Source organism: Caldifarcimen microaerophilum (assembly GCF_055387105.1).
Genome location: NZ_AP038914.1, coordinates 1,113,306 through 1,126,034, shown reverse-complemented (window position 1 = coordinate 1,126,034; position 12,729 = coordinate 1,113,306). Strand labels below are relative to the sequence as shown.

At 63.2% G+C, this 12,729-nt stretch carries 9 protein-coding genes; 1 reads left to right on the top strand and 8 read right to left on the bottom strand.

The window, feature by feature from the left end:
• Positions 1-189: 189 nt before the first annotated feature.
• The 8 genes from AC6HU3_RS05280 to AC6HU3_RS05245 form a co-directional block, all read right to left on the bottom strand.
• Positions 190-1,029 carry a TIM barrel protein gene (locus AC6HU3_RS05280; RefSeq protein ID WP_497536253.1) on the bottom strand — a complete coding sequence of 280 codons (840 nt, stop codon included), beginning with the start codon at positions 1,027-1,029 and terminating at the stop codon, positions 190-192.
• A 3-nt stretch (positions 1,030-1,032) separates the two neighbouring features.
• Entirely contained in the window at positions 1,033-2,136 is a 1,104-nt protein-coding gene (gene dnaN / locus AC6HU3_RS05275; RefSeq protein ID WP_497536252.1) for a DNA polymerase III subunit beta, read from the bottom strand.
• A complete protein-coding gene (gene thiL, locus AC6HU3_RS05270) occupies positions 2,121-3,140 on the bottom strand; it encodes a thiamine-phosphate kinase (RefSeq protein ID WP_497536251.1) in 1,020 nt (339 codons plus the stop codon). Before thiL ends, dnaN begins: the two co-directional genes overlap by 16 nt.
• Positions 3,137-4,999 carry a tRNA uridine-5-carboxymethylaminomethyl(34) synthesis enzyme MnmG gene (mnmG, locus tag AC6HU3_RS05265; protein WP_497536250.1) on the bottom strand — a complete coding sequence of 621 codons (1,863 nt, stop codon included), beginning with the start codon at positions 4,997-4,999 and terminating at the stop codon, positions 3,137-3,139. Before mnmG ends, thiL begins: the two co-directional genes overlap by 4 nt.
• Before the next feature lie 81 nt (positions 5,000-5,080).
• Positions 5,081-6,469, bottom strand: coding sequence for a sigma-54-dependent transcriptional regulator (locus tag AC6HU3_RS05260; protein ID WP_497536249.1), 1,389 nt, complete (start codon positions 6,467-6,469; stop codon positions 5,081-5,083).
• Between the two features lie 14 nt (positions 6,470-6,483).
• The gene (locus AC6HU3_RS05255) at positions 6,484-8,610 is read right to left on the bottom strand and encodes an ATP-binding protein (protein WP_497536248.1); all 2,127 of its coding nucleotides are present in this window, start codon (positions 8,608-8,610) and stop codon (positions 6,484-6,486) included.
• A gap of 187 nt (positions 8,611-8,797) precedes the next feature.
• Positions 8,798-10,018 carry a hypothetical protein gene (locus tag AC6HU3_RS05250; protein WP_497536247.1) on the bottom strand — a complete coding sequence of 407 codons (1,221 nt, stop codon included), beginning with the start codon at positions 10,016-10,018 and terminating at the stop codon, positions 8,798-8,800.
• Positions 10,015-11,244, bottom strand: a complete 1,230-nt coding sequence (locus AC6HU3_RS05245) for a hypothetical protein (RefSeq protein WP_497536246.1) — start codon at positions 11,242-11,244, stop codon at positions 10,015-10,017. The genes AC6HU3_RS05250 and AC6HU3_RS05245 overlap by 4 nt, the downstream gene beginning before the upstream one ends.
• 410 nt (positions 11,245-11,654) lie before the next feature.
• On the opposite strand from AC6HU3_RS05245, the gene AC6HU3_RS05240 reads away from it, so the two are divergent.
• The gene (locus AC6HU3_RS05240) at positions 11,655-12,728 is read left to right on the top strand and encodes a transposase (protein WP_497536245.1); all 1,074 of its coding nucleotides are present in this window, start codon (positions 11,655-11,657) and stop codon (positions 12,726-12,728) included.
• Position 12,729: the final 1 nt, after the last annotated feature.

Here is a 12,729-nt window from a genome sequence, read left to right as displayed (position 1 = left end):
AAACCGTCTCCGTCCTGGTCCAGCATTCTGAGGCCGCACGCCTCCTGACGAACCAGCAAACGGATGGCTTCGGGGAAAAGGGTTATGGCACTTTGATGAGGAGGGCGAAGGATCTCCTGAAGCCATGGGCGCAGGTCAGGGACAGAGGAGTGCCCTCGACCAAGAAGAAGGGCAGGCAGCAACACGAATTTAGCTGGCAGCATAGAGTTTCTGGAGGAGAAGGGCATCACCCTCCAGGTTGGGGCTTTCCGAAATCACCACCCCGTGAACGTCCCGCTCTTTCAGGACGTCCATCCACTCCCGGAAGCGAAAATCCGATTCCTCCAGGTTCACGTGGTGGCGCTCTCCTTTCGCCGAATACACGATCCCGGAGATGTGGATGTGCATGGTTTTGAGGGCCTCCGGTCCCAGGGCCTCCTCCACCTGATCCAGCACCCGGTGCCACTCCTCCGGCGTGTTGTATTGCCCGTTGGTTCGGGCGTGGAGGTGGGCAAAGTCCACGCACACCGAAAGCCCCGGCACGAGCTGGGCAAGTTCCAGCAATTCCTCAAGGGAGCCGAACTGAACCGGTTTTCCCTGGGTTTCCGGGCGGATGTCTACCGCGATGCCCTCGTCCCTCAGCACGTCCAGGATCTCCCGCATCCGTTCCGCCACAGTGTGGAGGGCTTCTTTCGGGCTGTAGGGCCCGTAGGTTCCCGGATGAAAGGTCACGCTCACCGCGCCGCACCAGCTTCCCACCCGGGCGGCATCCACGATCCGCTTCATGGAGGCTTCCACCTTGTCTTTTTCGGTGGAGAGGAGGTTGATATAATAGGGGGCGTGAACGGTGAGCACCACCCCGGTTTCCTCCGCCGCCTTTCGCACCTTTTCCGCCGTCTTTTCTCCCATCTTCACCCCGCGCACGAAGGCGAGTTCCATCGCCTCCAGTCCCAGGGCGTGAACCTGTCGCACACCGGCTTCCGAAGACGACTTCGGGGCGGAATGGGGAACCCCCGCCGGACCGAAAAGGAGTTTTCCGTAGTCCTTCATGGCTCACTCCAGGGCGATGGGCATGACGAGATAGAGGAGTTCTTCGTCCTCCTCCAGCCCCACGGGCTCGATCTTCACGGGACGCTGGGGTTCATACAGGGTGAGGCGGAACCGCTCGGTGGGGAGGTTCCGGATGGCATCCAGGAGATACCGGTGGTTGAAGGCCACCATCATCTCCTCACCCGTATAGGTTCCTGAAAACCGCTCCACCGCCTGCCCCTGATCCTGGCTGGAGGCTTCCACCTCCACGCCGTCCGGCGAGAACCGGAAAATCACCCGGTGGAGAGGCGGGGCGGCGAAGAACTCCATCCGGCGGAGGAGGGCGGCCATCTCCTCGGTGGAACCTTCCAGCACCATCCCCTCCCCCTGGGGAATGACCTGCTCATAGGGGGCATAGGGTCCTTCCAGGGTGCGGCTGGCCACCCACCCGTTGTCGAACCGGAACCAGCACATCCGCCCTTTCACCTGGATCCGGACGGCCAGATCGGTGCGGGTGCGGAGGAACTGGAGGGCTTCCGGATAGACGATGGCGTCAAAGGAGGTGTTCACCCCTTCCGCGTTCCGGCGATAGAGGGCCAGGCGATGTCCGTCCGAAGCCACGAGCCGGAGTTCACCGGGGCGAACCTCCAGAAGGATGCCGGCGAGAAACTGGGGTTCGTGGGTGCGGGGCGCCCGGCAATAATCCACCCGTTTCACACCCTCCAGGAAGGGGGCGAGTTCCACCACCACGCCGTCCTCTTCCGGGGGCGGCTGGAAGTCCGGAAAATCGGCGGGGTCCACACCGGCGAACTGATAGTGTCCCACGGGGTGCTCCAGGGTCAGGATGCCCTCCTCTGTTCCCTTCACCCGGAGCAGGGCGGGTTCCAGCGTGGCCACCAGACTCGCGGCTTCCTTCGCCGGGAGGGTGGCCATCCCCTCTTCTTGGACCTGGGCGGGGATGTGCTCTTCCAGATACACTTCCAGGTTGGTGGCCCGCCCCACCAGGAGATCGCCCTTTGCGGAAAGCAGGGCATAGCGGAGGGCGGTCTGGGGAGACCGGGGGGCAATCACCCGGGAGAGATCCTGCAGGAATTCCGCAAAAATTTGCTGGCTTACGGTGAGTTCCATGCCTCTCCTCCGTTTTCTTCAAGACTGGCCACGAGATGGTCATAGCCCAGATGGGCCACCGACCGCTTCTGTCCGTCCCGGATCACAAAGGCACCGGGTTCAAAGGCCGGCCGCACCTCCCCGATCACCGTCCATCCGAACCGCTCCACCCGCTCGCGGTCTTCCGGATCAATGACGAGGAGCACCTCAAACTCCTCTCCGCTTGCGAGGGCCACCTCCACCGGATCCAGCCCGGCCACCTCGGCAAACCGGCGGGTGGCCTCGTGGATGGGGAGCCGATCGGCGTCGATCACGATTTCCACGTGGTTTTCCCGGGCAAGCCGGAAGGCGTCCAGTCCCAGGCCGTCGGAGATGTCCATGCCCCCCACCGGCCGGATCTCTTCCGCATACAGCCGGAGGACTTCTTCAATCCGGGGAACGGGGCGGAGGAACTTGTCAATGAGGTCCTGGGCAAGCTCCCCCACCCGGCCTTCCAGGGTGCGGTTCAGAAGAATCTGGAGACCGCCGAAGCTCCGGCCCAGGTCCCCGCTCACCGCCAGGAGATCGCCTTCCCGGGCTTTTCGCAGAAGACCCGATCCCTCCAGGCACTCCCCCACCACGGTGATCACAAGCCCGATCCGCTCGCTCCGGGTGATGTTTCCGCCCGATGGGGAAATGCAGAACTTTTTCATCAGGGGCCGGAACCCTTCATAGATCTCGCTGATGTCGGCAAGGGACAGGTCCAGGGGAACCTCCAGGTTCACCAGGAAGGTCAGGGGACGGGCGGCCATGGCGGCAAGGTCCGAAAGGGCTGCGGCCAGGGCACGGTATCCGATGTCGCCGTATCCCATCATGCCCCGGATGAAGTGGACCCCTTCCATGTGGGCATCCACCGACAGGGCGAGTTTGCGCCCGGGAATCTCCGTGATCACGGTCGCATCGTCACTCCCTGCCGGAAGGGGCAGGCGGGGATGGGGTTCGTAGTATTGCACAAGGGTCCGGATCACTTCATCTTCCCGATTCATGAGGAAACTCCTGTGCGTTCAAGGTGCTGATGAAGGGCCAGGAGATCGGCCGGCGACACCCCCGGGATCCGGGAGGCTTCCGCCAGGGTTCGGGGGCGAAGCCGGGACAGCTTTTCCCTGGCCTCGTAACTCAGACTTGGAAGCGCCCAGAAATCCAGATCCTCGGGAATGCGGATTTTTTCCATGTGGCGATAAAATCGAAGAGAACGCTCTTCCCGCTCCACAAACGCCCGGTATTTCACCTCGATCTCCACCTTCTCGGCAAGGTGGAGGGGAAGGTCCGGGGCAAGGCCCCACCGGACCAGGTGTTCATACCGGATCTCCGGACGGCGAAGGAGGGCTTCCAGGGAGAGGGTATCGTGGATGGGCGCAGACGGGATGTCCCGAAGGCGGGGATTGATCTCCCGGGCGTGGACCCGCGTGTTTTCCAGGTGGGCAAGGACGGCGTCCACCCGCTCCTTTTCTCCTCGCCATGCGCGGTATTCCTCATCCCGGATCAGTCCCAGACGGTGCCCCAGGGGAAGGAGGCGGTCGGTGGCGTTGTCCATCCGCAGGGAGAGCCGGAATTCCACCCGGGAGGTGAACATGCGGTAGGGCTCGTCGGTGCCTTTCCGGACAAGGTCGTCAATGAGCACACCGATATAGGCTTCGCTGCGGTTCAGGACGATCCCGTATTCTCCCGCGGCATACCGCATGGCGTTGATCCCGGCGAGGATCCCCTGGGCGGCGGCTTCTTCATAGCCCGTGGTGCCGTTGATCTGGCCAGCGAGAAAAAGCCCCCGCACCGCACGGGTTTCCAGGGTATGGTGGAGCTGGTGGGGGAAGACAAAATCGTATTCAATGGCGTATCCGGGCCGGACGATCCGGGCATGTTCCAGCCCCGGGATGGTCCGGAGCATCCGCCACTGGGCCTCCACGGGAATGGACGTGGAAAGCCCATTGACATACACCTCCCACGTGTCCCGACCTTCCGGCTCCAGGATGATGCGGTGGGATTCCTGGTGTTCGAACATCACGAGTTTCTGTTCGATGGACGGGCAATACCGGGGACCGGGGGAGCGGATCTGACCGGTGAACATGGGCGCAAGGTGGAGGACGTCCCGGATCACCCGGTGGGTTTCCGGATTTGTCCGGGTGACATAGCAGGGGATCTGTTCCAGCCCCTCAAGGACGGGGTTCCGGAAAGAGAACCCCCGGGGAATGGGATCCCCGTCCTGACGCTCCATCGCTGAAAAATCAATGGTTCGGCCGTCCAGCCGGGGAGAGGTGCCGGTTTTGAACCGCCCCAGTTCAAGCCCCAGGGCCTTGAGGGATGCGGAGAGGTGGCGGGCGGGCGGTTCACCGGCCCGTCCCGTGTCGAACTGGGTGGGGCCCATGTGGCCCCGTCCCCGGAGAAAGGTTCCGGTGGTAATCACCACCGCCGGGGCGTGATAGGTCATGCCGGTGTGGGTGCGCACCCCCTGAACCCGGCCGTCTTTTGCAAGGATTTCCACGACTTCTTCCTGAAGGAGGTGCAGGTTGTCCACGCTTTCGACTGCCCGGCGCATATAGGTGCGATAGGCCTTGCGGTCGTTCTGCATCCGCAGGGACCAGACCGCGGGCCCCTTGGAGGTGTTGAGCATCCGGACCTGGAGGGCGGTGGCGTCGGCCGCTTTCCCCATCTCCCCACCCAGGGCGTCCACCTCCTTCACCAGATGGGCCTTGCCGATGCCTCCAATGGCCGGGTTGCAGGACATCTGGCCGATGGTGTCCAGGTTCAGGGTGAGAAGGAGCACCCGTCCGCCCATCCGGGCGGCGGCCAGGGCGGCTTCCACGCCCGCATGCCCCCCTCCCACCACGATCACATCATACCGGAACACTGGGAACCTCCCGTTTCCACGCACAGAACCACCTTCCCGACATCCGGGGGATTATACCCTATGAAGGGCGAATTGTCGACGTCAGGACACGCGGGACGGCCCTTTCTGCTCCCGGTGCCGGTAATAGGCGGAGCGGGAAATTCCCAGTTTGCGATACAGGTTGGGATGGCGGTCAAAGGTGCCCCGGGTGCGTTCCAGATACTGCACCAGGAAGGTTTTGAGGGTGTCCACCGTGAGGCCCTCCCGGGTCATCCAGGCGATCACCTGTTCCACAAAATCCCCCGCAGGAACGGTGGGGCCTCCGGCCGGAGATGAGGCCATTTCGGCCCCCAGGACACGCAGCACGTCGTCCAGGCCCACGTGGGTGGCCCCTTCCAGGGTGAGCTGTTCCACCAGGTGGCGCAGACCCCGGAAGTTGAAGGGATGGCGGTATTCGTACAGCAAAAACTCCCGGGCGGACACGTTCCAGATCAGGTGTTTGCCGTGGAGGAACAGAAAGCGCTCCACGTCTTCGGGGCGTTCCCGGAGAGGGGGGAGTTCCACCGTGTAGGCCTGGAGCCGGCTCCACAGATCGGCCCGGAGGCGCCCTTCGGCCGCGAGACGCCCCGGGTCCGCACCGGTGATCAGGATGAGCCGGCCCATGAAGAGGTGGTCCCGTCCGGACCCCGGCTTTTCATACCGGCGTTCCTCCACCAGGCGAAGGAGCATGGCCTGGTGAGACAGGGGAAGGGAACAGAACTCCTCCAGGATCAGGGTCCCTTCGCCCACCATTTCCACATAGCCCTTCCGCTCCTGATCGGGTCGGGTGGCATGGACCCCCGGTTCTTCCCCGAAAAACTCCACGGGGAACTGGGCCATGTCCGCCCCCAGGCGGGGACCGCTCACCTCGAGAAAAGATCCCGTGCGGGAGCGGCGGGCCAGGATCCGGGCGAGAAAGGTTTTGCCCACCCCGGTTTCCCCGGTGAGCACGATGGGGTGGTCCCCGTCCTTCCACCGCTCGAGCTGCACCAGCAGTTCCAGCATCCGGGGGGAGCGGGCGATATAGCCCTCCTCCTCATACACCTCCACCAGGTGCTGCTGGAATTCCCAGGTGTCAGGCACGAACCGGGCCAGAGCCCGGGAGAGCTTTTCCCGCGCACCCTCCAGGCTGAGGTCCGAAATGTCCAGGGCGTCCACCCCCCACCGGTGGACCGCCTTCCAGAGGTCCGGGGAGAAATAGCGGGTGACCAGCAGGGCAAAGATCTTGCGCCGGGCCCAGCGGGTGAAGATGGTCTGAAGCACTTCAAAACCCTCCCGCGGCCGGTTCACCGCGAGATCGCACACCACCGCATCCGGCCACACCCGTTCCATGGCCCGGAGCATCTCCTCCCCCGCGGTGAAATGGTCCACCGAGGCGTGGGGAAGGATCTCCCGGACCAGACGGGGGAGGGTGGGTTCGTCGTCCAGCACATAAATGCGTGGCCTTGCCATGCAAACCTCCCGGTTCAGGTTCGTTTCCGGCAATGGCGAAAGAGGAGCACCACCTGGGTGCCCCGTTCTCCGTTCTCCCGGGGTTCGATCCAGATTTCTCCCTGCTGTTCCATCCAGGCGAGCATATCTTCTGTCAGGCCCCGCCCCTGATGGAGGCCCTGGTCCTTTCGGGATGAATAGCCGGAGGTGAAAATCTGAACCACCCGGTCCCGGGAGGGAAGGGCCAGAAGATCGGGGGAAAGCCCCTCCCCGTCGTCCGTGAGGGTGAGTTCAAGCCCCTCCTCCGTGGCCGCCGCTTCCACCGTCAGGGTGGTGGCGCCGGCTTCCACGGCATTTTCCATGAGGGCCATAAGCAGGCGGCGGAGCATCCGGATGTCGGAGGTGAAGAACATGCAGGAGGTTTCAAAGGCTTCCCCGATGCGAAGGACCACGTCCACGTCCGGGAAAAGCCCCTGGAGTCGGGTGGACACCTCCTGGAGAATGTCCGGCAGGTCCTCCATCACCCCGGGTTGTGCAAGGAGATCCCTCCAGGTTTTGCGGGAATAGAGGAGGAACCGGTACATCCGGGCGGGAGAAATCCAGCGGTGAACCGCCGGATGCTGAAGCCACCAGCGGAAGAAATAGAGCCGCCAGAGGGTTCGGATCCGCCACCATCGCCAGGGCCAGGAAGCCACCCGGAATCCCCCACTCACCAGATGGAGGGTTTCGATCATCTCCCGGCTCACCGCGTCCAGATGCTGGACGGTTCCTTCGTCCAGGGTGTATTCCGGCAGGAGATATTTGATGTCGTGGAAGAACTTCACCCCCAGGAGTTTCTGGACGGCCTCGGCGGGGGGCGGGGGTTTGTGACGCTCCTCGTGGGCCACCCAGAACATGAGGAGGAGTCCGGCGGCGAAAGCGATCAGCCAGCCGATCGCCCGTTTTTGCAGTTCCTCCAGCCAGCGGTACATCCGCAGCACCCGGAGGGCACGGAGGCGCCGGTCCCACCAGGTCCTCCAGGTCTCCGGCCAGAGCATCTGGCCGAAATAGAGGGCCACCTCCGCGTTGCGCAGGTCTTCCTGCACCCGGGAAGGGGGCCAGAAGGACGTGGAGAAGGAGGCGGCCACGCTGTCCTGCCAGGCCAGGATCTCCCGGTGCATGTTGCGCAGAAGAAGAAGGCCGTGTCCCTTCAGGCTGTCGGGGATTCGGGCCGTGCTCCGCATGAGCACCGCAAAATCCAGGTCTCCGTCCCCATCCCGGTCCCGGGCATGGACCTCCAGGGGGGCATACATGGAGCCGTAGGGGGGAAAGAGATGGATTCCCTCGGCCTGGATTTCGGGAAGACCCGGTTCCGGGCGGAAGAGGACGATCTGGAGGGGATAGAGCTCCATGCCCCACCACACACCGGGGGCATAGGGCTGGAACCACAGGAGCCGGGCGGGCCAGGAAACCCGGCGCCCTTCGATCCAGATTTTCCACAGGAGGGTGTCTTTGAAAAAAGCCACGGGCGTGCTTTCGACAAACTGCCCCCACAGGAGGGTCCCCCGCACCCGGTCCAGAAGGAGGGTGTCTCCATTCACCGTGCGCACCAGGACCCGGGTGGCGAGAGAGTCGCCCCAGGCGAACAGGAGGGTGTCGCCCGAGCAGTCCCACGCTGCCCGTGGGGAGGGGGAAACCCGGAGCGTGTGCACCGTTGCGCCATCCGGACTCCAGCCAAAGGCCGAAGCCCCAGACCACGCGATGCCACAGGGCCGCCCCCAGAGAAAGCGGGGCGGTTCCGGCAGGGACAGGTGGCGGGACCCCGCCACCTCCTGAAGGCGAAGGCCCCGCCGGACCCAGGCGGTTCCCAGGGCGGTGAACAGAGTGTCCACCGGTTCCACCTCCACCGTCGCGAGCGTCCCCTCCCGGGGATCCAGCACCATCACCCCCCGGGACGTGGCCAGGATCACCCGGTCCTCGAGGGACACGGCGCCCTGAACCCGGAAGGGAAGGTCCACACGGTGAAAAATCTCGAAGGAGTCCCCGGGGATCCCCCACACCAGGGCCCGGGGCTGGACCAGCATCACCGTGTCTCCGAGAAGGTGGAGATGAAGCACCGGCGCGGGCAGGTTCACCCCCCTGCCCGCAAACCAGGAGAGAGAAGCCATCATCAGGAAGATCATGTTGTCCCGTCTCCCTTCGCCCGGAGGCCCGGGGCGCCACCGGAATTATACGGAACCCCCGGATGGGCTTCAACCGGGAGGGGTGGGGCGGGCATCGATCCCGATTTTCCCGGTGTGCGCTGACTTTTGAACGGTCCGCCCCGGCTTACCGGTATCCGCGGGATGTCCCACGATGGGACCTCGGGGATCAGGGACAGCGGATCCGGCGCATCTGAATACCCTGGGGGATGCGCCATCCTGCCCAGAGAAGGCTGTTGTTCCGGAGGGAAAAATGATGAAATGCCCTGGGCTGTGGAAATCGCCGGGCCCAGGTGCCCCGGGGCGAAAGACGGACAAGATACAGATGAGGTGGGGGTCCTTCCGGCTTCCGGGGGTCCCGGATCCGGGAAGAAGAGGGACGAAGGAGCATCCAGATACCTCCCTCGTCCGGTCTGGCACCGAGGAGAGCCAGTCTCCGGGGGATGGGGAGGGGGAAGGTCACGGCCCGGCCGGTCCGGGGGACAAATCGCCCCTCGGCCCGATCCAGGTTCACCTCCAGCCTTCCGTCCTCCCGGGGAATCCAGAGGGTCCGGTCCGGTGTGACCCGGCTCTCCAGGATCTCCACACCCGGGAGGGAGACGAGCCAGATTCGACCTTTCACCCCCGGAGGTGTCCAGGGACTGGGAACCGCGTTCAGCGCACACCGGTGGTGGGTGCAGAAGAGGAAGGGTACGGAAAAAAGGGGCCAGGGCACAAGGCGGTTCCGGAGGATGTGCCCCCCGGGTGAGAGAAGGACCACACCTCCCAGATCGTCCCGTCCCCCCCGGCCGGGATAGCCCCGGTTGTGGGGCACGGCAGGCGCAAGCACCCAGGCCCGTCCCTCCTCCCACACCTGAACGGGCGTTCCCCAGGAGATTCCACCGACACCGAGAGAAAAGGTGTCCTGGAGGGCGAAGGGGTCCAGCCGGAACAGGAAAGCCCGCGTCACAAAGCGCTTTTCCGGGGTCACCGCCCGCAGGATGAGCAGGAATCGACCGTCCAGAATGGGGCTTGCGTCCACCACCGGGGTGACGGGGACACCGGGGATGGAAAGGGAGTCCAGGATCACCCCCGACGCCGGATCCACCCGGGCCACGTGGAGGGCAGAGGAGGGCTGGGAGGAAAACCGGACCAGCACCGGCGGGAGGGCCTCCTGAACAAACCCCCGGATCAGGGGGGGAAACCATCCCCCCACGATGGCAAAAGGCCCCCCTTTCCGATCCCCGAGGCGATAAAAGGCTGTTCCCACATCCGATCCGAGGAAGAGGATATCGTCCACCGTGTAGACGCGCCAGACCGTGCTCTCACCCACCCCGGCCAGAACAAACGTGTCCACCGTGCAGGGGAGGGGATCGCTCCAGAACGCGAGGAGTCCCAGGATGAGCATCATGGCGAACCTCCCGAAGCACAATCGAAACGTCCCATTTCGATGCGGCGGGATGAGACGCGGAGGGGATGGAGGAGCACACCCGGTTCGGGCACAAAGGCGGAAGAGAAAAGGAAGGGAAACCGCTGAAAAAAATAGCCCTTGGGGGAAAGATACAGCACGTCCGAGCGACGGGGCGGTCCATCGGTCCACCGGGGGTCAGGTGTGCGAGGAGGGCGCTCCCAGAGGAGAAACCACACCCCCCTCCCGTCCAGATGAGAGGTGCCGAGGGCGTCGTCCCGCAGAGACTCCGGAAGGTGGACGGTCAGGGTCTCTCCATCCCGGAGGATGCGGGCCCGGGCTTTCTCAACCTCCAGGATGAGCATCCCGTCCTCCAGAAGAGCGGCGACAGCCTGGCCGGGCAGGTCAAAGGAGCGTTCCACCGCCAGGTCCGGAAGGTGCAGGATCCAGACCCTTGTGGGGAGACCGGGGGGACTGGCCCACACGGGGACGGCGCTCATCACGCAATGGCTTTCCGCGAAGCGACACAGAACATGGGGCATGGAAAAGAGGGGCCAGGGGAACTGCCGGGAGCGGATCACCCTTCCATCCGGCGACAGGAGGATCGCGCTTCCCAGATCGTCCCGGGATCCCCGGGCGGGCCTCCCCCGGTTATAAGGAACGTGGGAGGTCAGGATCCAGGCCGCACTTTCCGTCCAGATCCGGGGAGGGGTGGTCCAGGAAGGCTTGCCTGCGCCGATCGTGAGGGTGTCCAGAAACCGGAGCGGATGAAGGGAGAAAAGGAGAAACCGGGTGGTGAACCTGCCCCCTGGCAGAGGGGAGCGGATGGACAGAACAAACCGGTCGTTCAGAAGGGGGAAGGCTTCCACCACATCCACCAGGGGAATGCCGGGTACGGTGACCCTGTCCGTGATCAGGCCCCTTCGGGGATCCACCTCGGCCACCTGTAAAGACGGTGGATCCCCGGTGTACCGGTAGACTGCGGGAGGCATCTCGGACCCCTGAAACCAGGAGCGCGCGAACACATGCCATCCTCGAAGAAAGGCCACGGGATCGGGTCTGGGGGGAGCAAGGGAATAGATGGCCGTGCCCACTGTTGTTTCCAGAAACAGCGCGTTTCCTGCGAAATAGGCATGCCTTTTCCGATCCCCCATCACCCGGTTCAGCACAAAGGTGTCCACCGTGCAGGGGAGGGGCTGCGTCCAGAGGAAGAAGAAGATGTTCCACATCGCTCCCGATCTGTGTCCATAGTGTATGTTGTTGCTGGACCCAGGTATCCCCCCAATTGTAGGCATTCTCCGGTGCCCGGTCAAGAAAGTTCCGCGAAGTTTTCTCTTCCGCTGTGGATCCCGTGTTTGTGCCCTCGCGGTCCATCGGTCGAGTTCCGGCGTGGGACAGATCGGGCGTGATCCCCAAACTGGACACGTTGTTGATCCCGGAGGCAGGGTGAACCACGCACAGGTTTCGCGGGAACCGGGAACCCTGCCCATCCCCCCTGACCTCCGGACAAGAGTTCGGACAGGGGTGAAAGGGAGGTGGGGATCCTCCGGGGGAAAGCTGTATACTTTCCCTGCTGAACAAGAAACAACGAAAAGAAAGGAGGATCCCCATGAGGAAGTTTATACCCCTGAAGTCGTTCATGCAAGTTCTTTTTCCGGATCCTCGCTTTGCAGAACGAGCAACGGAAATCGGATATGCTCTCCTGGACGCCCGGTCACTCCGTATCTCTTCCATGGCTCGCAAGATGAAAGGCGTTTCTGAAAGCGCCGCGTATAAGCGTATCCAGCGCTTCCTCGAACATTTTAATCCCCATGAAACCCTCTGGAGGCTTTTCCCCGAAACCGCTCCCTTCGTGATCGCTGACGTCACCGAAATCGAAAGACCCCAGGCCCGCAAGACAGAATACGTCGGAACCCTGAAAGATGGCAAAACCCGCGGCTTCTGGCTCCTCGTTCTCGCCGCCCCTCTGCGAGGACGCGCCATCCCCTTTGCCATGACCACCTTCTCTTCAAGAACCTTCAAAGATACGGGAAGCTCACGAAATGCCGTCCACATCCAGACGCTTCTTTCCTGGAAGGAGCTCATTGGAAATCGTCCCCTTGTGATGGACCGGGAATTCAGCTATACGACTCTCCTGCGCCATCTGCGGGAAGCGGGGATGAATTTCGTGATCCGCTTGAGAATGGGATCCCGTCCTCCGGTTTTTCTGGACGCCGAGGGACGAAAGGTCCATCTCACATGTCCTGTTGGAGAAAAAGTGGTCTTTCGGGGGCTGCGATACCGTGGGGAAGTGGAGGTCAACGTTATCGGGGTGTGGGAGTGGGGCCAGAAGGAACCCCTGTGGCTGATGACCACACTGGAGCCTGAAGAAGCGCTGCGGTTGTACCGCAGGCGGATGGAGATTGAGGAATCGTTCCGGGACATGAAAAGCCTGCTGGGGTTGGGAGATGTGATGAGCAAGAAACAAGCGGTGATGGAAAAGCTGGTAGGATTTATGCTCCTGGTCTACGGCATTGTGCTGCTTCTTGGAGGAGAGGTGCGCCAGGAACTTCTCCGTCGTACAGGCTCTGCAAGATGGAAACGCTTCTCCGGGCCTTTTGTCCTGCTTGAGAAGAAATGGCGATTGCCACCCAAAGAATGGAGATCCTTGATTCAACGTGTCCACCACACGTTCATCCAATCCCTATACCCAGGTGTCCGAACTCATGGGTGAA